The 19,849-nt window shown below is 64.6% G+C and carries 27 protein-coding genes, 1 tRNA gene and 1 pseudogene; 7 read left to right on the top strand and 22 right to left on the bottom strand.

Translation table 11 applies throughout. The annotated features are described in order from the left end of the window. Nucleotides 1-28: 28 nt before the first annotated feature. The 9 genes and pseudogenes from AAEO60_RS07645 to AAEO60_RS07685 all read right to left on the bottom strand — a co-directional run bounded on the left by AAEO60_RS07645 (nucleotide 29) and on the right by AAEO60_RS07685 (nucleotide 5,410). The gene (locus tag AAEO60_RS07645) at nucleotides 29-859 is read right to left on the bottom strand and encodes a TIGR04222 domain-containing membrane protein (protein ID WP_341673059.1); all 831 of its coding nucleotides are present in this window, start codon (nucleotides 857-859) and stop codon (nucleotides 29-31) included. A 4-nt stretch (nucleotides 860-863) separates the two neighbouring features. After that, nucleotides 864-1,427 (bottom strand): glycine-rich domain-containing protein, encoded by a 564-nt coding sequence (locus tag AAEO60_RS07650; protein ID WP_341673060.1) that lies wholly within the window; start codon nucleotides 1,425-1,427, stop codon nucleotides 864-866. A 6-nt stretch (nucleotides 1,428-1,433) separates the two neighbouring features. Then, a complete protein-coding gene (locus AAEO60_RS07655) occupies nucleotides 1,434-1,787 on the bottom strand; it encodes a hypothetical protein (RefSeq protein WP_341673061.1) in 354 nt (117 codons plus the stop codon). Between the two features lie 58 nt (nucleotides 1,788-1,845). Then, complete coding sequence (locus tag AAEO60_RS07660; protein ID WP_341673062.1) at nucleotides 1,846-2,190, bottom strand: hypothetical protein; 345 nt, start codon at nucleotides 2,188-2,190, stop codon at nucleotides 1,846-1,848. Between the two features lie 49 nt (nucleotides 2,191-2,239). After that, nucleotides 2,240-2,731, bottom strand: coding sequence for a ribosome maturation factor RimM (gene rimM / locus AAEO60_RS07665; RefSeq protein WP_341673063.1), 492 nt, complete (start codon nucleotides 2,729-2,731; stop codon nucleotides 2,240-2,242). A 101-nt stretch (nucleotides 2,732-2,832) separates the two neighbouring features. Then, nucleotides 2,833-3,288, bottom strand: a pseudogene (rpsP, locus tag AAEO60_RS07670) (30S ribosomal protein S16); the annotation flags it as partial. A 37-nt stretch (nucleotides 3,289-3,325) separates the two neighbouring features. Beyond that, nucleotides 3,326-4,807, bottom strand: a complete 1,482-nt coding sequence (gene ffh / locus AAEO60_RS07675) for a signal recognition particle protein (RefSeq protein WP_341673065.1) — start codon at nucleotides 4,805-4,807, stop codon at nucleotides 3,326-3,328. Between the two features lie 109 nt (nucleotides 4,808-4,916). Then, nucleotides 4,917-4,992, bottom strand: a tRNA-Ala gene (locus tag AAEO60_RS07680). A 97-nt stretch (nucleotides 4,993-5,089) separates the two neighbouring features. Next, nucleotides 5,090-5,410, bottom strand: a complete 321-nt coding sequence (locus tag AAEO60_RS07685; RefSeq protein WP_341673066.1) for a TIGR02300 family protein — start codon at nucleotides 5,408-5,410, stop codon at nucleotides 5,090-5,092. Nucleotides 5,411-5,561: 151 nt separating this feature from the next. Here AAEO60_RS07685 and aroA point away from each other — a divergent pair, with 151 nt between their 5' ends. From aroA to AAEO60_RS07710, 5 genes are read left to right on the top strand one after another with little or no spacing between them, the layout of a single operon-like run. Next, the gene (gene aroA, locus AAEO60_RS07690; protein ID WP_341673067.1) at nucleotides 5,562-6,902 is read left to right on the top strand and encodes a 3-phosphoshikimate 1-carboxyvinyltransferase; all 1,341 of its coding nucleotides are present in this window, start codon (nucleotides 5,562-5,564) and stop codon (nucleotides 6,900-6,902) included. A gap of 30 nt (nucleotides 6,903-6,932) precedes the next feature. Further along, nucleotides 6,933-7,379 carry a DUF411 domain-containing protein gene (locus AAEO60_RS07695; protein WP_341673068.1) on the top strand — a complete coding sequence of 149 codons (447 nt, stop codon included), beginning with the start codon at nucleotides 6,933-6,935 and terminating at the stop codon, nucleotides 7,377-7,379. A 2-nt stretch (nucleotides 7,380-7,381) separates the two neighbouring features. Beyond that, complete coding sequence (locus AAEO60_RS07700) at nucleotides 7,382-7,642, top strand: CBU_0592 family membrane protein (protein WP_341673069.1); 261 nt, start codon at nucleotides 7,382-7,384, stop codon at nucleotides 7,640-7,642. Next, nucleotides 7,639-8,649 carry a proline iminopeptidase-family hydrolase gene (locus tag AAEO60_RS07705; RefSeq protein WP_341673070.1) on the top strand — a complete coding sequence of 337 codons (1,011 nt, stop codon included), beginning with the start codon at nucleotides 7,639-7,641 and terminating at the stop codon, nucleotides 8,647-8,649. The genes AAEO60_RS07700 and AAEO60_RS07705 overlap by 4 nt, the downstream gene beginning before the upstream one ends. Next, nucleotides 8,646-9,281 carry a (d)CMP kinase gene (locus tag AAEO60_RS07710; RefSeq protein ID WP_341673071.1) on the top strand — a complete coding sequence of 212 codons (636 nt, stop codon included), beginning with the start codon at nucleotides 8,646-8,648 and terminating at the stop codon, nucleotides 9,279-9,281. The genes AAEO60_RS07705 and AAEO60_RS07710 overlap by 4 nt, the downstream gene beginning before the upstream one ends. Here AAEO60_RS07710 and AAEO60_RS07715 read toward each other — a convergent pair whose 3' ends face one another. Together AAEO60_RS07715 and AAEO60_RS07720 are read right to left on the bottom strand one after the other, a co-directional pair. Continuing rightward, nucleotides 9,282-9,776, bottom strand: a complete 495-nt coding sequence (locus AAEO60_RS07715) for an Mpo1 family 2-hydroxy fatty acid dioxygenase (protein ID WP_341673072.1) — start codon at nucleotides 9,774-9,776, stop codon at nucleotides 9,282-9,284. It abuts the gene before it with no gap. 56 nt (nucleotides 9,777-9,832) lie between these two features. Beyond that, nucleotides 9,833-11,188 carry an adenylate/guanylate cyclase domain-containing protein gene (locus AAEO60_RS07720; RefSeq protein WP_341673073.1) on the bottom strand — a complete coding sequence of 452 codons (1,356 nt, stop codon included), beginning with the start codon at nucleotides 11,186-11,188 and terminating at the stop codon, nucleotides 9,833-9,835. Nucleotides 11,189-11,496: 308 nt separating this feature from the next. On the opposite strand from AAEO60_RS07720, the gene rpsA reads away from it, so the two are divergent. Beyond that, a complete protein-coding gene (gene rpsA, locus AAEO60_RS07725; RefSeq protein WP_341673074.1) occupies nucleotides 11,497-13,200 on the top strand; it encodes a 30S ribosomal protein S1 in 1,704 nt (567 codons plus the stop codon). 151 nt (nucleotides 13,201-13,351) lie between these two features. Beyond that, nucleotides 13,352-14,107 carry a hydroxyacylglutathione hydrolase gene (gene gloB / locus AAEO60_RS07730; RefSeq protein ID WP_341673075.1) on the top strand — a complete coding sequence of 252 codons (756 nt, stop codon included), beginning with the start codon at nucleotides 13,352-13,354 and terminating at the stop codon, nucleotides 14,105-14,107. Nucleotides 14,108-14,122: 15 nt separating this feature from the next. On the opposite strand, the gene AAEO60_RS07735 is transcribed toward gloB, so the two are convergent. From AAEO60_RS07735 to AAEO60_RS07785, 11 genes are all read right to left on the bottom strand, one after another. Continuing rightward, nucleotides 14,123-14,326 carry a dodecin family protein gene (locus tag AAEO60_RS07735; RefSeq protein ID WP_341673076.1) on the bottom strand — a complete coding sequence of 68 codons (204 nt, stop codon included), beginning with the start codon at nucleotides 14,324-14,326 and terminating at the stop codon, nucleotides 14,123-14,125. A gap of 93 nt (nucleotides 14,327-14,419) precedes the next feature. Further along, nucleotides 14,420-15,034, bottom strand: coding sequence for an NAD(P)-dependent oxidoreductase (locus tag AAEO60_RS07740; RefSeq protein WP_341673077.1), 615 nt, complete (start codon nucleotides 15,032-15,034; stop codon nucleotides 14,420-14,422). A gap of 85 nt (nucleotides 15,035-15,119) precedes the next feature. Next, complete coding sequence (locus tag AAEO60_RS07745) at nucleotides 15,120-15,737, bottom strand: flavodoxin family protein (RefSeq protein WP_341673078.1); 618 nt, start codon at nucleotides 15,735-15,737, stop codon at nucleotides 15,120-15,122. Nucleotides 15,738-15,902: 165 nt separating this feature from the next. Next, complete coding sequence (locus AAEO60_RS07750; RefSeq protein ID WP_341673079.1) at nucleotides 15,903-16,481, bottom strand: F0F1 ATP synthase subunit B family protein; 579 nt, start codon at nucleotides 16,479-16,481, stop codon at nucleotides 15,903-15,905. Then, nucleotides 16,474-16,968, bottom strand: coding sequence for a F0F1 ATP synthase subunit B family protein (locus tag AAEO60_RS07755; RefSeq protein ID WP_341673080.1), 495 nt, complete (start codon nucleotides 16,966-16,968; stop codon nucleotides 16,474-16,476). Before AAEO60_RS07755 ends, AAEO60_RS07750 begins: the two co-directional genes overlap by 8 nt. A 78-nt stretch (nucleotides 16,969-17,046) precedes the next feature. After that, entirely contained in the window at nucleotides 17,047-17,271 is a 225-nt protein-coding gene (locus tag AAEO60_RS07760) for a F0F1 ATP synthase subunit C (protein WP_048885460.1), read from the bottom strand. Nucleotides 17,272-17,321: 50 nt separating this feature from the next. Next, complete coding sequence (locus AAEO60_RS07765) at nucleotides 17,322-18,110, bottom strand: F0F1 ATP synthase subunit A (protein WP_341673081.1); 789 nt, start codon at nucleotides 18,108-18,110, stop codon at nucleotides 17,322-17,324. 39 nt (nucleotides 18,111-18,149) lie between these two features. Continuing rightward, on the bottom strand, nucleotides 18,150-18,467 hold the full coding sequence (locus tag AAEO60_RS07770) for an AtpZ/AtpI family protein (protein WP_341673082.1): 318 nt from the start codon (nucleotides 18,465-18,467) through the stop codon (nucleotides 18,150-18,152). Nucleotides 18,468-18,659: 192 nt separating this feature from the next. Next, nucleotides 18,660-19,154 carry a hypothetical protein gene (locus AAEO60_RS07775; protein ID WP_341673083.1) on the bottom strand — a complete coding sequence of 165 codons (495 nt, stop codon included), beginning with the start codon at nucleotides 19,152-19,154 and terminating at the stop codon, nucleotides 18,660-18,662. Between the two features lie 65 nt (nucleotides 19,155-19,219). Next, complete coding sequence (locus tag AAEO60_RS07780) at nucleotides 19,220-19,606, bottom strand: YdbL family probable chaperone protein (RefSeq protein ID WP_341673084.1); 387 nt, start codon at nucleotides 19,604-19,606, stop codon at nucleotides 19,220-19,222. Nucleotides 19,607-19,628: 22 nt separating this feature from the next. Next, nucleotides 19,629-19,823 carry a YnbE family lipoprotein gene (locus tag AAEO60_RS07785; protein WP_341673085.1) on the bottom strand — a complete coding sequence of 65 codons (195 nt, stop codon included), beginning with the start codon at nucleotides 19,821-19,823 and terminating at the stop codon, nucleotides 19,629-19,631. Nucleotides 19,824-19,849 lie beyond the last annotated feature (26 nt).

Here is a 19,849-nt window from a genome sequence, read left to right on the forward strand (position 1 = left end):
GGCGCGCTTGCCCTGCAGCGCAATCGCGTCAGCCCCCGCAACCGCCGCAGCCACCCCCGCCGCAGCCGCCGCCACCGTCGCCACCGTCGCCACCGTCCGCAGCGGCTCCGCCGTCACCTCCTCGCCAATGGCGCATGAAGTGCAGCGGCACGTAGGGTGTGCCGACCAGCACACCGGTGCCGAACAGGCCGACCGCCAGCCCCGCCTCACCCGATGTCGGAGTCCCGCGCAAGCGTTGAGCATTTATCGTGGCCTGATCCAAGGCCGTGTCACCCGCACGGGTACGTGGATTGCTCTTGAACAGGCGGACCAGTCCAATCATGAACGCTATGAATATCATGATCGTAAGGTATCCAACGGGCTCGCCCTCGGCGACGCCGGCCTGCCTGCGGTAAATCCCGATTGCCAAGACAAGGAGGTAAGGCACGAGAGGCAATAGCCGCAATTTCGTGCGGGCGCCGCGGGCTATCAACAGCCCCTTCGATACGAGATCGCGGTCAACGGCATGGGCGTGATCGTCCAACTGCTTTGCCGCATCGGACAAAGTGAGATCACCAGCATGGCGGAGCAAGTCCCGCTCGGCCCGTGACTCGCCTTCGACCCGCGAACCCTTGAAAAGTCGCTTGCCATCGGCTCGGAGGGCACCGCGGGCAAACAGGGCAGCTACCACGCTATCAACAAACCGCTGCTTGCCCCCGGCAAGATAGGCCAACTCATCGGGATCGTGCAGTTGCTGCTCACGCCCGTCGGGGCGCAGGAAACCGGGAATCCAGAAGCCCGCGACCATGGCAGCAACGATCAGCGCGCCATAGAAGAGCAGGAAGTCATCGGCGTCGTAGCTCGAAAAGCCCAGTTCCATCGTCCTACCCTCCCACCATGGTGCCGATTGCGAATCCGGCCGCCAACAATGCTACCGCCGAGACTATCACGACAATCCTCGCAGGCAGTCCTTTCATAACAATAACTTCGGACGGGCGCACGCGGAAGGCCAGCGGCTGTTCGCCGAACCGCTCTGCCGCAGGCGACCAGATCGCGGGCGGCGGTGCCTCGCCAAAGGCCTCTTCGTAGCTTTTGAGCGTTTCGGCGTACTGGTCGTAGTAGCGTTGCCGTTCCACCGGCCCGCCAGCCGTGGGGCCATGGTGCAGGTCGCAGCCGAGCACGTCAGGGCAAAAACGCTGCCAGTAATCGCGGCTGTAGGTGAGGTGGAGGTGCCAGGCCTGGTCGACCTGGTCGGACGGAGTGACCTCGTGCCCTGCCCGCACCGCCAGCCAGGCGAACTTGCGGTATTCGTCCATGACCTCGGCAGCGTAGCTTTCCGGCCAGCGGTTTTCGCGCGCGAGGCGCTGGACGAAGGAGAAATCGGCATCGGGCGGACCGACCTCGTAGGCGCGCAGACGCTCCCACAGGGGATCGGACGGACCCCGCACGCGCGCCTAGCCCTCGATCAGCTCGGGTTCGACGGTCTCGATAGCGGGGGGCGCCTCGTCCGACCGACCCAGCCGGGTGGTGGCGAACCAGGCGGCAGGCAGGCAGCAGACGGAGAAGACCGCCAGCGTGGTCACCGACAGGGCGGCAAGGCTGATCATGAAGTCGCTGTCGGCCACGTCAGCCTCCGACAGGAAGCCGCCAAAGGCGATGGACATGGGCAGGACGGTCGTGATGCCGGCAGCCAGCATGATCCGCCGCGCCTCGCTCTTCCCGGGGGCCAGCAGGTGCAGGCCCAGCGCGAGTCCTGCCGACATTGCCGCCAGCACCAGGAGCCCGGCCAGCACATAAAGCATCCACATCGTTAGCGATCCTTCGATAGCGTCCCGATAGGTGTATTAGCCGCATATAACGCCTGACTCAAGCGCCGCGGATCATCTCGTCTTCTTCATCCGCCCTCCGCCGCCGATGGAAGCCGATCCAGCCAATTGGCAAAGCCATCAGGTAAGGACTCGCCGCAAATATCGTCAGGATTGGCAGAACGTCCAATTTGCCGCGATCGTAGAATGCATCAGGGTTAGTTACGCTCGTGTAGACAGTCAAAGCCACGAAAGGGAGCAGTGCCGTCAGAGCTGAAACGAGGGCTCCGCACCACTTTGGCATTGAACGGTAGCTACCTGCGAGAATGCCACCGAGAACGTACGGCGCACCGCCCACGCAAAACAGAGCGAGCAAAAACAGCAGGACGAACAGGAATCCTGACAAGGCCATTACCTCAGCGAAGCGACTTACGTCTCATTTGCTACCGCAATATCTAACCGTCGGCAAAATCGTCGATTATCGTAAGTGTCACCGTATCCCAGCCGGGAACGGCCTCTTTGCGCATGGGGACCATGAAGGTCTTGCCGTCCGGCTTGCAGATCTCGATCACGTCGCCGGCGCCGAAATCGTGCACGGCGACGACCTCGCCCAGCGCGGTGCCGCTGGCGGAGATGGCGGCAAGGCCGATCAGGTCGATGTGGTAGTACTCACCCTCGCCCAGCGGCGGCAGCGCCTCGCGCGGGACGGTGAGCGTGGTGCCGCGCAGTTTCTCGGCGGCGGTGCGGTCCATGACTTCGGCGAAGCGCGCGATGGCCCCGCCCTTGTTGTCGTCGCGAACCTTCTTCAGCGTCAGCGAACCGTCGTTGAAGGCCTTGTGCGCCTTCAGCGATTCCACGCCCTCGCCGAACAGTTTCAGGCGGACCTCGCCCGTCACGCCGTGCGCGCCAATGATGGCCGCAAGGGTGACGGGCGCGGTGCCAGCCAAGATCAGCCTTCCGACTTCTCTTCTGCCGCGGCTTCCTCGGCGGGAGCTTCTTCAGCAGCCGGAGCTTCTTCAGCCGGAGCCTCTTCTGCGGCAGCTTCTGCAGCAGCCGGAGCCTCTTCTGCGGCAGCTTCTTCAGCCGGCGCTTCTTCGGTCACAGCTTCTTCAGCCGCTGCTTCTTCGGCAGGAGCTTCGGCAGCAGCCTTGGCAGCTTCCTCGGCTTCGGCAGCCTTGGCGGCCTTTTCCTCGGCGCGTTCCTTGGCGGCTTCGCCCGGCTCGGCCTTCTGCGGGTTGTTCTTCGGAGCACGCTCGAGGATGCCGGCGGCATCGAGGAAACGGTGCACGCGGTCCGACGGCTTGGCGCCGACGCCCAGCCAGTAGCGGACGCGGTCTTCGTCGAGCTTCACGCGCTCTTCCGAATCCTTCGGCAACATCGGGTTGTAGGTACCCAGCTGCTCCAGGTACTTGCCGTCACGGGCACGACGGCTGTCGGCCGCCACGATACGATAGTAGGGGCGCTTCTTCGCGCCACCACGGGCGAGACGGAGTGCAATTGCCATGTTTACTTACCTTTCCAGTCCAAACTGTTGAATTCGATTACTTTTTCTTGAGAAAATCTTGCATGTCAGCGGGCAGCTGACCACCCGGCAGTCCCGGCATGGAGCCGCCGGGCATGCCGCCGGGAAGACCCGGCGCGCCGGTGGGGGCACCACCTGCTCCGCCCATGCCGCCACCGAACATGGCAGCCAGGCCCTTGAGCCCGCCCATCCTCTTGATCTGCTTCATCGCGCGGCCCATTTCCTGGTGCATCTTGAGGATCTTGTTGACCTCCTGCACCGAGGTCCCGCTGCCGGCAGCCACGCGCTTCTTGCGCTTGGCGTTGAGCAGCTGCGGATGCGCGCGCTCCTTCCTGGTCATGGAGCTGATGATGGCATCCATGTGAACCAGAACCTTGTCGTCCATGCCCGACTGGGCCATCGCCTGCTTGGCCTTCTTCATGCCCGGCATCATGCCTGCCAGCATGCCCAGCCCGCCCATGTTCTGCATCTGCTGCAGCTGCTTGCGCAGGTCGTTCATGTCGAACTTGCCCGCCATCATGCGCTGGGCGAGTTCCTCGGCCTCTTCGGCCTTGATCGATTCCGCCGCCTTTTCGACCAGCGACACGACATCGCCCATGCCGAGGATGCGATCGGCCACGCGGGCCGGGTGGAAGCGTTCGATCGCGTCGAGCTTTTCGCCGGTACCGGCGAACTTGATCGGCTTGCCGGTGACGGCACGCATCGACAGCGCCGCACCACCGCGCGCGTCGCCGTCCATACGGGTCAGCACGACGCCGGTCAGCGGCACTTCCTCGGTGAAGCTCTGGGCGACGTTGACGGCGTCCTGGCCGGTCAGGCTGTCGACCACCAACAGCACTTCAGCCGGTTCGGAGACGGCAGCCACGGCCTTCATCTCGGCCATCAGGGCTTCGTCGACGTGCAGGCGGCCCGCGGTATCGAGCAGCAGGACGTCGACGTTCTGCAGCCTGGCCGATTCGAGCGCGCGCCTGGCAATATCGACCGGCTGCTGGCCCTGGATGATCGGCAAGGTGGCGACACCGGCCTGTTCGCCAAGGATAGCCAGCTGTTCCTGTGCTGCCGGACGGTTGACGTCGAGCGAGGCCATCAGGGCCTTCTTGCCGTTCTTGTCCTTGAGCAGCTTGGCGATCTTGGCGGTGCTGGTGGTCTTGCCCGAACCCTGCAGGCCGACCATCATCACCACGGCGGGCGGCTTGACGTCGAGGTTGAGCGGGGTCGCTTCGCCGGAGGCATCCTCGCCGCCGAGCATGGTAACCAGTTCGTCGTTGACGATCTTGATGACCTGCTGGCCGGGGGTGACCGACTTGAGCACTTCCTGGCCGACGGCGCGCTCGGTGACCCTGGCGATGAAATCGCGGGCAACCGGCAGGGCAACGTCGGCTTCGAGCAGGGCGACACGCACTTCGCGCATGGCATCGCGCACGTCCTGCTCGTTCAATGCCCCGCGACCGCGCAGGCGGTCGAAGACATTGTTCAAGCGATCGGACAGCGTATCGAACATGCGCTACTTCAACTCCAAACTTGCGTCCGACAGGAGCCAAACGCGAAAAACGCCGGCGGACGAGAACTCGTCGGCCAGCGTGGGCAATATACCCATCAATCGTCGTGAATGGTGGAGCCTAGCGGGATCGAACCGCTGACCTCAACACTGCCAGTGTTGCGCTCTCCCAGCTGAGCTAAGGCCCCGAGCCATTCATGTGGTGCACCTTATCAGGTGCGGGTTCCGGCTACCATTGCAGCGCGGAGCGAGCCCTTTATTAGCGGCTCGCTCCTGACGCAACCCTTAATTATCGTCTTCCTTGTCATCATCGGCGGTCTGCACGCCGAGATCGTCGTCGCCGCCGAGGTCGACATCGTTGTCGGGCGAATCGTCGTCGTCGTCGATGTCTTCCAGATCGTCATCGGCCAGGTCCGAATCGGTTTCCTTCTCGTCCTTCTTCTTCTCTTCCTCGAACGGAATCGGCTGCTTGGACTTGAGCACCGGCTCGGGCGTCCATTCGTTGCCGCATTCGATGCAGGTGACCGGGTCTTCCTTACCCAGGTCGTAGAAACGTTCACCGCACTTGGGGCAGGTGCGCTTGGTGCCCCATTCAGCCTTGACCATGTAACTGTCCTTAGTCTCGTCCGACCGGCCCAGTATCAGGCTTGCCGGGAAATCATTTTTCGCAATGTAGAATCACGAGCGGGCGCGCCTTGCCATAGGCCTATCGCACTGTCAAAGCACCTCGCCGACCCGAGACCAGATAGGTAGTGCCTTGAGCCATTCCAACCCGCCCTCTCCAAAGCGATTCACCAGCGGCTCCGCCCTGACCGGCCGCGTGCGCGTGCCGGGCGACAAGTCGATCAGCCACCGCTCGATCATGCTGGGCGCGCTGGCGGCAGGCGAGACGCGGGTGACGGGCCTGCTGGAAGGCGAGGACGTGCTGGCCACGGCCGCCGCCATGCGCGCCATGGGCGCCAGCGTGGAACGCGGCGATGACGGCGTGTGGAGCGTACACGGCGTGGGCGTCGGTTCGCTGCTGCAGCCGCAACAGGCGCTCGACATGGGCAATTCGGGCACCAGCACGCGGCTGCTGATGGGCGTCGTTGCCAGCCACCCGATCACCGCCATGTTCACCGGCGATGCCAGCCTGTCGAAGCGCCCGATGGGCCGCGTGATCGACCCGCTCAGCCAGATGGGCGCAACTTTCGAAGCCTCGCCCGGCGGCACCCTGCCGCTGATGCTGCGGGGGATCTCGCCCGCCGTGCCGATTACCTACCGCCTGCCCGTCGCCAGTGCACAGGTAAAGAGCGCCGTGCTGCTGGCGGGCCTCAACACTGCCGGCGTGACCACGGTGATCGAGCCCGTGCCGACGCGCGACCACTCCGAACGCATGCTGCGTGGTTTTGGTGCGCAGCTGGAAGTGGGGGAAGAGGATGGCGCGCGCGTAATCCGGATGCACGGTGAGGCGGACCTCACGCCGCAGGACATTGTCGTTCCCGGCGATCCCTCTTCCGCCGCCTTTTTCGTCGTTGCCGCCCTGCTGGTGCCGGGCAGCGACCTCGTGATCGAGAACGTCGGGCTCAACCCTACCCGCGCCGCGCTGTTCGACGTGCTGCGCGACATGGGCGGCCGGATCGAGGAACTCGACCGGCGCGAAGTCGGCGGCGAGCCGGTGGCGGACCTGCGGGTCCGGCACTCGGTGCTGACCGGCATCGAAGTCGATCCCGCCGTGGTGCCCGCCATGGTCGACGAGTTCCCGGTGCTGTTCGTGGCCGCCGCGCTGGCGCAGGGTACCACGACCACCAGCGGCCTCGACGAACTGCGCGTCAAGGAATCGGACCGTCTCACCGCCATGGCCAATGCGCTGACGCTGGCCGGTGCCAAGGTGGAGGAACGCGAGGACGGCCTCGTGATCGAGGGCAGTGCCGGCGACCCGCTTCCCGGAACGCCCGAAGACGCAGAGGTGACCACCCACCTCGACCACCGCATTGCCATGGCCATGGCCGTAGCCGGCGTCGCCAGCCGCTATGGCATCGCGGTGGACGACACCGCGCCCATTGCCACCAGCTTCCCGACCTTCGAGGCCTTGCTTGCCAGCGCGCGCAGCGCGTAACATCCAGCCACCAGACACCGGAGAAATCGCATGACCTTCCGTCGCCACTTCCTTGCTCCCGCCCTGCTCGCGCTGGCCGCCTGCTCCAGCGTGGCGCAGGCTGCCACCTACACCATGTTCAAGGACCCCAACTGCGGGTGCTGCGATCACTGGGCCGATCATGTCCGCGAGGGCATGGCAACCGAGGTCGAGGTGGTCCAGAGCGCCGACATGGCCGCGGTCAAGGACGAGCACGGCGTGCCGCAGGACCTGCGTTCGTGCCACACGCTGGTGGTCGATGGCTTCGTGATCGAAGGCCACGTGCCCGCCGCCGATATAGAGCGCCTGCTGGCCGAACGCCCCGAAGGCGTACGCGGACTGGCCGTGCCGGGCATGCCCGTCGGCTCTCCCGGCATGGAAATGGGCGACCGCGTCCAACCCTACCAGGTGATCGCTTTCGGTGACGCAGGCATCAGCGTCTACGCCACGTACAACTAGGCATGGACGCTCCGCTCGACATCTACAGCTACGTCGGCTTCGTCGGGACGGCCTGCATCATCGGCGCCTATTTCTACCTGACCGCTGCGGACAAGCCGAACCCGTTCATCCTGCACGGCACCAACCTGACGGGCGCGGCCTTGTTGACGGTGTCGCTGCTGGTGCACACGAATGTCCCCAGCCTGGTGCTGGAAGGGTTCTGGGCAGCGATTGCAATCTGGGGCCTCGCGAAAGCATGGCGCAGCAGAGAGAAGCAGGCATGAGACTTATCGCAACCTTGGCCGCCGCGCTGGCCCTTGCGGTGCCTGTGGCCGCCCAGGACCTGCCGCCCCTGCCCTCCTCGCCCGCCGACTGGTCCGAGCCCGATCGCGCGCTGATGGTGGAAGTCGAGGGCGGACACGTGTGGGTGCGCGTGAACGGCGACCTCGATGCCGATGCCGAACCCGCCATTTTCATCCACGGCGGACCGGGCGGCACGCATGTCGGCTTCGGCAACATGTTGTCGATCGCCGACGAGCGCGCCGTGATCCTTTACGACCAACTGGATTCGGGCATGTCCGCCCACCCAAGCGACCCCGCCAACTGGCGCGTCGAGCGTTTCGTCGGCGAACTCGAAGCCATCCGGCAGGAGCTGGGCGTGGAGCGCTGGCACCTTGTCGGCCACTCATGGGGCGCGGCGCTGGCGCTGGAATATGCCGCTGCCTACCCGCAGCACACCGCCTCCGCCGTACTCGGCGGCACCTATATCTCCACCCCGCACTGGATCATGGGCACCAACCTGCTGATCCGCGAACTGCCGGACGATGTGGCAGCCGATATCCTTGCCTGCGAGGGAGACACCCCGCCCGACGAGTTCACCTGCAGCCGTGCCACCAACGCCTTCTATGCGGCCTACAACGGCAGGCCGGACCGTCCTGCGGCCTCGCCGGAACAGCTGGCCTATCGCGAACGCTTCAGCGGCAGCGGCTTCAACCGCGTGCTCTACAACGCCATGTGGGGGCCGAGCGAGTTCCGCGCCTCGGGCTCGCTGGTGGGTTACGACGGCACCCCGCTGCTCTCGCGCGTCGACGGTAGCCGGGTGCTGTTCATGGTCGGCCAGCACGACGAGGCGCAGCTGGACCAGGTGCTCGACTTCGTACGCCTGACGCCGGGATCGGAACTGGCCGTGGTGCCGGGCGGCAGCCATTCCTTCATTTCGGAACGCCCTGCCGAAGCCGAAGCCCTGCTGCGGGCATGGCTTGCCCGCAAGGATGCCGAGGACACCGAATGATCATCGCCGTCGACGGACCCACCGCCTCGGGCAAGGGCACGATCGCCAAGGCATTGGCGAAGCATTTCGGCCTGCCACACCTCGACACCGGCCTGCTCTACCGCGCGGTAGGCTGGCAGGTGGCGGCGAACGGCGGAGATCCGGACGATCCGGGCGATGCGCTCGCCGCTGCCGATTTCCCGGACGGCCTGCTCGACAATCCCGAACTGCGCAGCGAGACAACGGGCGGCCTTGCCAGCCGCGTCTCGGTGCATCCCGCCGTGCGGCAAGCCCTGTTCGAGCGGCAGCGCAAGTTCGCCACCCAACCGGGCGGTGCGGTGCTCGACGGGCGCGATATCGGCACGGTCATCGCGCCGGAGGCAGAGGTGAAGCTTTACGTCACCGCGACCACGGCAGCGCGGGCAGAGCGGCGCTATCTCGAAATGCAGGACAGCGGCCGCAAGGTGTCGCTGAAGGACATCGTCGACCAGCTTGAACGCCGCGACGAACGCGACAAGGGCCGCAAGGACGCGCCGCTCGCAATAGCCAGCGATGCCTTCGTGCTGGATACGACGGAGCTGTCGAAAGAGGACGCCATCGCGCTGGCCATCACCGTGGTAGTGCAGGCGACCGGCACGGCCTCCTGTCCCTGACTAGTCGGCTTCGACCTGTCGCTTGAGGTCCTGCATCAATCCAAGTGCAAACAGCCCCTCCACCACCATGAACAGCGGCCCGACGAGGAAGCTGCGCAGGTCGTCGACGAAGGCAGGCTTGCGGCCTTCGTAGTGGTGGCCAAGGAACTGGAGGGCCCAGCCGACCACGAACAGGCCCACACCGCCGCCCAGCCACGCCGCGGTCGAGATGGACGCAATCTGCGAGCCGACGCCGAGGAACAGCGCCAGCACCAGCGTCATCAGCAGCCCCGTCTTGAGGTCGAGCCGCAGGTACCAGACCGCTGCCAGCGCAGAGGCCACGATGGCCGGCGTCAGCGCCATGCCGGCCCCGATTGCCGCGATGGGCAGTGCCGGGCGCGACAGCAGCACCTCGATCGCCAGCACGATCAGGGGGATGCCCAAGGCATGGGTCAGCACGTTGCGGTGATCGCGGTGGTATTCGCGGTAGGCAGCAAGGGCGCGCACGAGGGTCATGAGCAAGACCCTACACCTTATTCGCGCAGGCAGAAAGCGGCGCTGGCGCCCCCACCTCAGGCGGCGGTGGCTGCTTCCTCGTCGGCTTCGCCTTCCACCGCGCGGGCCTCGACCTCGATGGAGTAGACCATCGTGTCACCAACGCCCTTCAGCGTGGCTTCCTCGGGCTTGCCGAAGCCGTCCTTCAGGCGGGTGCGCAGGTAGGTCGCTTCGGACACCACCAGGCCGTTCTTGGGTGCGAGGGCTTCGAGCCGGGCTGCCACGTTCACCGTGTCGCCCCAGTAATCGTAAGCCATGCGCGTCTGGCCGATCACGCCGCCCACCACCGGTCCGCTGTGCACGCCGGCGCGCAGGCTGACGGCGTCGACGCCGCATTCCTCGCGCAGTTCCGCGATCCGCGAGATCACCTCGCGGGCAAAGTTGATCGCCGCGTCGGCGCTGTTCTTGGTGGGGATATTGCCGCCCGCCAGCGCGAGGTAGCAGTCACCCACGGTCTTCACCTTCTCCACCCCGGCCTTCTCGGCGCATTCGTCGGCGATGCGAAAGAAGGCGTTGAGCAGTTCCACCAGCTGGCCCGGCGACACGCGTCGGGCGAGCGAGGAAAAACCGACCAGGTCGATGAAGATCACGCTGACGTCGGCATAGGAATCGGCCACGAGGTTGCCCGAGCGGATCCGCTCCACCGCCGCGCGCGGCAGCATGTTGAGCACCAGCGCCTCGTTCTTCCGGCGTTCGTGGTCGAAACCTTCCGCCAGGGCAAAGGCAGCGCGGCTGGTGCGGCCGATGGCGAGGTTGATCGCCAGCATGATCGCCATGCCGCTGACATAGCTCAGCACCGCGTAGGAGGTTGCCGCGACATTGTCGATATTGGGCAGCAACTGCGACAGCCAGCCGACCATGTCGACGAACATCCATGCCATGAACAGCCGCGGGCTGCCCGCCAGCACCACGGCGGCGAAGGCGGTCAGCAGCAGGCGGTTGATGACGAAAACCGCGTGCGAATACTGGTTCATCGACATCAACTGGTCGGACAGCAGGGTGTTGAAATGGGTCACCAGCAGCGACAGCAGCATGAGTGCGGCAAAGTCGACCATCGGCTTGCGGAAGTATTCCTCCCACCAGGTGGCCGCGATGTAGAGGCCCGCAACAACCACAGACAAGCCGACGAGCATGGGCAGCTCCGGCCCCTGCCCCGGCTGCACCAGCACCGAATTGGTGAGCGAATAGGCCAGCGCCACGGCAAGGAAGATGATGCAATAAAGCCGCACGAAGGGCGTTCGCAGCGCACGCGAAGCCTCGATATAGCGGGCCTCTGTCGCCGGATCGGCGAAGTGGCTGAACACTCCCGGCTGAAGGATGTTGCCACCCTTCTTGTCGTCGTCGAAACGGCTGATAGCTTCTACCTCACCCACTGGTATTCCCCCGCTCTGGACGTCGTAAACCCCTGCAACGCCCGAACATTTGTGCGCCGACCTAGCAGCGCAGAATTAATCAAAGCATAAAGCCTCCAATCCGGCATTTTGCTTGCCATTCGCGCCGCTTTCGCCTAGGCGCGCGCCCGTTCTCTTGCGTCATTTGATGGATAGGACCCGGGCGGCGGCATTCGGCCTCGCACGGATACGGCCCTCTTGCCCCGTTAGCTCCGCAATGGTGCGGAAGGCGGGCCCAAGACCCGGGTAAAACCCGTGGCCGGTAGCAAATGTGAAGGAATATCAACCCTATGGCGACTTCTGCCAATCCCAGCCGCGACGATTTTGCGGCCCTCCTAGATGAACAACTCGGCGGCGCCGAAGGCGGCTTTGAAGGCCGCGTGGTGCACGGCACCGTTACCGCCATCGAAAACGGCATGGCCGTTATCGACGTAGGCCTGAAGAGCGAAGGCCGCGTCTCCCTGAAAGAATTTTCCCGTGGCGAAGACGACCACGGCCTCGAAGTCGGCAGCGACGTCGAAGTCTTCGTCGACCGCGTCGAGAACGCTGACGGCGAAGCCATGCTGTCGCGCGACCGCGCCCGCCGCGAAGCCGCCTGGGACAAGCTGGAAAGCGAGTTCGGCGAAGGCAAGCGCGTCGAAGGCCGCATCTTCGGCCGCGTCAAGGGCGGCTTCACCGTCGACCTCGACGGCGCCGTGGCCTTCCTGCCCGGTTCGCAGGTCGACATCCGCCCCGTGCGCGATGTCACCCCGCTGATGGACGTGCCGCAGCCGTTCCAGATCCTGAAGATGGACCGTCGTCGCGGCAACATCGTCGTTTCGCGTCGTGCCGTCCTCGAGGAAACCCGTGCCGAACAGCGCAGCGAACTGATCGAAGGTCTGGCTGAAGGCCAGGTCACCGACGGCGTCGTGAAGAACATCACCGACTACGGTGCCTTCGTCGACCTCGGCGGCATCGACGGCCTGCTGCATGTCACCGACATGAGCTACAAGCGCGTCAACCACCCCAGCGAAGTGATCGAGATCGGCCAGACCGTGACCGTCCAGATCATCCGCATCAATGCCGATACGCAGCGCATCTCGCTGGGCATGAAGCAGCTGGAAAGCGATCCGTGGGAAGGCGTCGGCGCCAAGTACCCGGTTGGTGCCAAGGTCACCGGCCAGGTCACCAACATCACCGAATACGGTGCCTTCGTGGAGCTGGAGCCGGGCATCGAAGGCCTGGTCCACGTTTCGGAAATGTCCTGGACCAAGAAGAACGTCCACCCCGGCAAGATCGTTTCGACCTCGCAGGAAGTCGAAGTCATGGTGCTGGAAGTCGATTCCGACAAGCGCCGGATCTCGCTCGGCCTCAAGCAGGCCCAGCGCAACCCGTGGGAAGAGTTCGCCGAAGCCCACCCGGTTGGCGCGACCGTTTCCGGCGAAGTCAAGAACGCTACCGAGTTCGGCCTGTTCATCGGCCTGCCGGGCGACGTGGACGGCATGGTTCACATGTCGGACATCGCCTGGGGCATCTCGGGTGAAGACGCGCTGGCGCTGCACCGCAAGGGTGAAGAGGTCAACGCGGTGGTTCTCGACGTCGACGTCGACAAGGAACGCATCTCGCTGGGTATGAAGCAGCTCGAAAAGGGCGCTCCGACCGAAGCCGGTGCTGCTGCTGCAGGCACACTGCGTCGCGGCGAAGTCGTCACCGTCACCGTCCTCGAAGTCCGCGATGGCGGCCTCGAAGTGCAGGTTGGCGACGACGGCGCGACCGGCTTCATCAAGCGTTCGGACCTGGGCCGCGACCGTGACGAACAGCGTCCCGATCGCTTCCAGACCGGCCAGAAGGTGGACGCCATGGTCACCGGCTTCGACCGTTCGAAGAAGCCCAACTTCTCGATCAAGGCGTACCAGATCGCCGAAGAGAAGCAGGCTGTCGAACAGTACGGTTCGGCCGACTCGGGTGCCTCGCTGGGCGACATCCTGGGCGAAGCCCTGAAGAAGGGCGAGTAAGCGACCGTCGTCCCGGACTTGATCCGGGACCGCTCGCGAACATGATCGAGACCCCGGATCAGGTCCGGGGTGACGAAAAAGGAAAAGGCCCGCTTGCCACACCGGCAAGCGGGCCTTTTCTATGCCTGTCCGGAAGAGTAGGCTGACAGCCATGCTAGAAGTCCACCAGTTCCCCTGCCTCTCCGACAACTACGGCTACCTGCTGCACGATCCCGCCAGCGGCGAGACCACCTGCATCGACACCCCTGATGCCGAGGAATACCTCGCGCAGGCCAAGGCCAAGGGCTGGACGATCACGCAGATCTGGAACACCCACTGGCACCCGGACCACGCCGGGGGGAACGCGGCGATCAAGGAGGCTACCGGCTGCACCATCCACGGCCCTGCCGAAGTCGGCGGGCATTTCCCGCTCGACCATGTTCTGGCCCACGACGACACGGTGCAACTGGGCAGCCACACTGCGCAGGTCATCGACGTCGGCGGCCACACCATGGGGCATATCGCCTATCACCTGCCGGACAGCACTCTCGCGTTCGTGGGAGACAGCTTGTTCGCGCTCGGCTGCGGACGCATGTTCGAAGGCACGCCGCCGCAGTTCTGGGACAGCCTCTCGCGCCTCAAGTGCCTGCCGGCTGAGACCACGCTCTACTGCGCGCACGAATATACCAAGGCCAACGCAGCCTTCGCGCTCCATGCCGATCCCGGCAACGATGCGCTGATGGAATACGCCCGCGAGATCGACGCCAAGCGCGCAGCGAAAAAGCCGACAGTCCCCTTCCCGCTGGCGCGCGAACTGGAGACCAACCCGTTCCTGCGCGCCGACGATCCCGACATGCAGGCCCGCTGGGGCGGCGACGCGCCGCACGAGACCTTCGCCGCGCTACGGGTAGCGAAGGACAGTTTCTAGGCGCGGACGCGCGCCTTAGTCGTTGAGGACGAAGGTGATCTTCAGCGTGCAACGCCATTCGGTGATGGCGTTGTCATTCACCGTGCACTTGATGTCGCTGACCCAGACACCTGAAATGCCGCTGACAGTCTTCGACGCTCGGGTAACGCCCTGCTTTACGGCATCCTCGATCCCGACAGTGGAGGAGGAAATGACTTCGGTAACCTTGGCAATGGACATGAATGTTCTCCGGTAAGGGTGGTAGGGTCCACCTATACAGGCTGTCAGGGGAGCAAAGGTTCCGAAGCGGCAGACTTCTTCGCCGCCCGCGCCTTAATAGGCCGCAGTGAACCGCGAGCGGCTGTGCTTGTGCTGCTCCAGCTCGTCGACCATGGCGATGGCATAGTCGGCATAGCTGATCCTGGAATTGCCCTCGGCATCCACCACCAGCTCGTCCCCGCCCAGGCGGAAGCTGTCGGGGCCGAGACGTTCGCCTACGAAGATCACCATGGCGGGCGAGAAGAAGGTCCAGTCGACGTCCTTCTCCTGCCGCAGTTCCTCGAGGAAGGTGATGGCGGGCTTCACGAAGGGCTTGATCTCCTCGGGGAAGCCGGGCGTGTCGTAGAGCTTGACGCCGTCGGCATTCTTGAGACTGGCAGCGCCGCCCATCACCAGCAGCCGCTCGACACCGGCTTGCTTCACCGTGCTGAGCAGCTCGTCACAAGTCAGGTCGAAATGCACGGCGCTGATGACAGCGTCGACGCCCTTGATGAGACCGGCAATCGCGTCCGTATCGTGGACGTCGCCAGCCTTGGCGGTGACACCGTCCAGCGCCGGGATGGCTTCGGGTTTGCGGGCAATGCCCAGCACCGTATGGCCGCGTGCGACCAGTTCCTTGACGATTTCCGAGCCGCCCTTGCCGCTCGCTCCCAATACCGCAACATGCATCACTGTTCCCCTGGTCCTGTCCTTTGCCGCCTATCCTAGTCTGCCGGGTTGTGGCTTGTGAAGCACAAAGCCGCCTGGCCGCCACCTAGCTGCCGACGCCGGGATAGCTGCTGTCCTTCAGCAGCCGTGCCAGGTGAACCGCATTGCTGGCGGCCATGCCAGCGACCATCGTTACCTTGTCGGGCACCTCGTCGAGGTCCTTGAAGTCGGTTGCGCCCATGGCTTCGCCAACCCAGTAGCACGCGGCATTGGCGGGGACGGTCCAGCCGGTGTCGTTGAGCGACTGGAACAGCTGTGCCGTGGACCAGTGCGCACCATCCTCGTTGCCGACGATGGCTGCCACAGCCACCTTGCCGGCGCTGGGCATGCGGCCGCGCTCGTCGGTTTCACCGAGGAAGGCGTCCATGCGCTCGAGCACACGCTTGGCGATGGAGCTGATCTGGCCCATCCAGATCGGGCCGCCGAAGACGAGGATGTCGTGTGCCAGGATCTTCTCGCGCAGCGCGGGCCAATCGTCGCCCTCGCCCTCGTCGGACGTCACGCCCGGCTTGATGTCGTAGTCGGCCATGCGCAGCGTCTCCGACAGCTCGACCCCGTGCTCGCCAAATGCCTCCGCGAGCACGGAAATCATGGCATCGGTCGAGCTGGCTTCCCCGTCGCTCGACTTGAGCGAGCAATTGATGGCGATAGCGGTGGTGGTCATGTCGAAATCTCCTTCATCTGCTGAACCAACGGTCAGCAGGGCCGATCTTTCCGCGCGTAAACCCCCGCAACCGGCCACCGCGAACGGCCCGGCGCATGTCTGCAGCACGCAAACAAAAAGCCCCCGCCGAAGCGAGGGCCTGATGTTCCGGCGCCAGGCGCAGGATCAGATGTTGGAGATCATCTCGTCCGCCAGCGCCCGGTCGGCAGCGGCATCATGGTTGGCAGCGATCAGCGCGGCAGCGGCAGCCGTCGAAGCGTCGGCGGCAGTCGCCTTGAGCTCGGCAATGGCCTGACGCTCGGCAGCAGCGATCTTGTCCTGCGCCATGCGTTCGCGGCGCGCGACCATGGCCTTGGTATCTTCCTTGGCCTTGGCGACAATGCCGTCCGCTTCGCGCTTGGCATTTTCGAGCATGGCCTCGGCGTCAGCTTCGGCGCCGGCGATCTTGGCGGCGTATTCCTCGCGCAGGGCCTCGGCTTCGGCACGCAGCTGCTTCGCCTCGTCGAGGTTGTCGCGGATGGCCTTGATCTTGTTGTCGAGGCCGCCACCGATGGTCTTGTGCACCTTGGCGCCGAAGAAGGCGACCAGCAGCAGCACGGCCATGGCAATCGAAACCCACTGGTAAGGCGCGAAGCCCAGCAGTGCGGGTTCGGCATGGGTGCCGCCGCCGTGACCGTCGGAAACCTCGATCTGGGCCTCGGTGGTGGCGAAGACTTCGGGCATTTCGGAACCTGCTTCAGCCATTGGCCATTGCCTTCTTCACGGCGCTCTTGGCGGCCGCCTTGGTGACGCTGACATTGGCGAGTCGCTTGGCGATGTCCTGCGCGGCCTCGGCGGCCACGCCTTCGATCTCCGCAGCGGCTTTGGCGCGCGACGCGGCGATGCGCGTCTCGGCCTCTTCCAGCTGCGCGTCGAGGGCAGCCTGGACCTTGGCCAGCTTCGTCTCGGTCGACTTGCCAGCCTTGGCCTTGGCATCGTTCACCAGCGCCTGCGCCGCTTCACGGTTGGCATTCTCGCGCTTGCGCCATGCCTCTTCCTGCTCGTCGGCAGCATCGCGGGCAGCCTGGGCAGCAGCCAGGTCGTCAGCGATCTGCTTGTCGCGCAGGCCCACGGTATCCATGACCTTGGGGACCATGCCCCGGCCGATCACGAAGTACACGAGGCCGAAGATGACCAGCAGCCAGAACAGCTGGCTGGACCAAATCTCGGGCAATTGGGCTATCTGTGGCATGGACGGATTCCAGCTGTCAGTTCGAGGTCAGGATCTTCCCGGCCGGACCACTGGCCCGACCGGCACATTCGTCCGGGATCAGACGAACAGGATGATCATGGCCACGACGAACGCCAGCAGGCCGAGAAGTTCGGCAGCGGCGAAGCCGATGAACAGGCGACCCTGCTGGCCGTCTGCGGCACCCGGGTTGCGCAGGGCGCTTTCGAGGAACGAGCCGAATACGTTACCCACACCCAGTGCGGCCATACCGGCACCGATTGCAGCGAGGCCGGCACCGACCATCTTTGCAGCTTCGAGATCCATGAGATTATCCTTTCAAGTGAATTCGTTTGAGAGAGAACGGGATTGAGAACCTAGTGCAGGTGCTCGGCGTCGTTGATGTACAGCGACGAGAGCAGTGCGAAAACATATGCCTGGATGCCGGCGACCAGGATTTCCAGCGCGCAGATCGCCACCATGAGCGCAAAGCTGGGAATGCTGACCACACCGGTCCAGACCAGGCCAGCATTGCCGCCGTCGATCACGAAGCTCGACAGCACTTCCAGTAGCACGTGGCCGGCCATCATGGCGACGAACAGACGCAGGCCGAGGCTGAAGGGGCGGAACATGAACGAGATGAGCTCTATCGGGGCGATGAAGATCGCCATGACCAGCGGCGTGCCGCTGGGCACGAACAGGCTGAAGAAATGCAGGCCGTGCTTCCAGAAACCAACGATCAGGACGATGGAAAAGCTCATGATCGCGAGCACACCGGTGACGGTGAAGTGGCTGGTGAAGGTGAACGGGTGCAGGCCGAACACGCCCAGCGGCATCAGGCCGAGCAGGTTGGCGAACAGGATGAACATGAACAGGCTGAAGATGTAGGGCACGTACTTGCGCCCTTCCTTGCCCACGTTGGCTTCCAGCATGTCGTCGATGAAGCCGGTGAAGGTTTCCACGGTCATCTGCCAGCGACCGGGCACCAGCTGCTGCTTCATACCGCCCAGCATGAACACCCACAGCACGACGGCCGTGATCAGCATCCACAGTGCGGAATTGGTGAAGGCAATGTTGTAACCGGCGATGTCCAGCGTTTCCGTACCGAACAGAGGTTCGATAGTGAACTGGTGCATCGGGTCGACTTTTGCCGTTTCGCCTGCCACGTCTGTTAAGCCCTTGTTCTAGCACACAAACCGGCCACCCTACTGGGGTGGTCGGTTGGAATTCCGAATGATGTTCCTGAAAGCGACCACGATCCCGAAAAGGAGGCCGGCAAGCAGGGCCCAGGGATTGGTCCCGGTGAACCAGCCAATGGTCCAACCGACAACCACTCCGCCAAGGAGCCCACCAAGCAGGTCCGCCAGCGCCCGACTGCCCGCCTTGTAGCTGGCATCGGACCCTTTGACCTGCGGCCGGTTGCGCTGTTCTTCTCGCTCGCGTGCGGCTCTCAGCCGCTTTTCGAGCGCGTCGATCCGCGCATCCTCACCGATGGGTTCCTGACCGGGTTTCTCGTCGCTCATGCCGCCTCCTGTAAGACAGGGAAATGACACGCGCAACGCGCGACCCGCCGAGGGCGCCGCCCCCTTAGCAGGGCCAAGGGACGAGTCAACACGCCGGGGCGTCTATTACCGGTGCAGAAGGCACTTGCCTTGCAGGTGTGACCGTTAAGCCGACGCAACCAGTCCGGATTTCGAGGACAGGCCTGCTCGATCCTATTCCTCCGCGTCGGCGTCAGTTTCACTGTCGTCGCCGTCGTCGCTGTCTTCGCTATCCCCGCCGGAGCCGGGATTCGGCTCCCAGTCTTCCATCTCGCAGAGCGATGCGGCTTCGGCACTGCCGCTGGCGCGCGCCTGCAGGCAGCGGCCTGCAGCTTGCGAGTAGATAACGCCCTCGACCGGCTCGGTCGGCAGGTCGCAGCCGTGGCCCTGCATCATCACCAGCACGTTGTTCAGGCGGGCTTCGTATTGCAGCATGGAAAAGCGCGCCATGTCGCCCGGATCGCCAGCCGCCGGGTCCAGCTGGCCCTGCGCCTGCATCTGCCGCATCAGCACGGCCTCGTTGAGTTCTGCCGAGTGGCGTTTCTGCAGGGTGGTGATCGCGTCATCCAGCCCTTCGCAGACAGCCAGTTCCTCTGCCGTCGGCTCGGCTTCGGTCTGGTTGCAGGCCGTCAGGACGGCAAGCGCCGCCAGGGGAAGGACATATTTCATGGGAGCGCCTTTGCTTGCTGCGGAAAATTTCCGGGTCTCGGCAGGCGCGTTAGGCTATTTGCGTCTCAGGGACAACGCGGGTCCAGCATCGGCGGGCCATTGCCGCGCTGCTGCCAGGAACCGTCGGGGGCCTGGTACATCTCGCCCGGCACGGTGCGCGAGATGAGGATACAGGCCTGCGCCGTGGCATAGTCGATCAGCGTCACACCGTTCGCCTGCGCGCGCTCGGCATAGTTGGCGCGGCGGCGGTTGTTGAGATCGTCCACCATGGCCTGCAGCGCCGGCGTCGCGTTGCCGACAATGCCGAGATAGCCGTCGGTCTTTTCGCCGACCTGGCCGCTGTCGCGCGCGGCCTGGTAGGCCGGATCGCGCTGGGCCTGCGCGGGGGCGGCGACCAGTCCGACCGACAGCAGGGCCGCAGCAGCCAGCATCAGGGTGTTACGCTTCATCATCTTGCTCACTCCAGCAGCCGCATCAGAAGATGTCGGCATTTTCCTCGATATTCTCGCGCGCATCGTCGGCGAGACGATAGATCACTTCCTGCGTGACGTTGATGTTGAGTTCGATCACGATCGGCTCGTCCGGTGCTTCAAGATTGATGCACCCGGCGAGCGGGACCAGACCCGCCACCAGCGTCACTGCGCCCCAAATGCCCCTGCCCCGCTGCATGGCGGGACTATGCGCACCTCGGGCAC

Source organism: Aurantiacibacter gilvus (assembly GCF_038289935.1).
Taxonomy (GTDB): Bacteria; Pseudomonadota; Alphaproteobacteria; order Sphingomonadales; family Sphingomonadaceae; genus Alteraurantiacibacter; species Alteraurantiacibacter gilvus.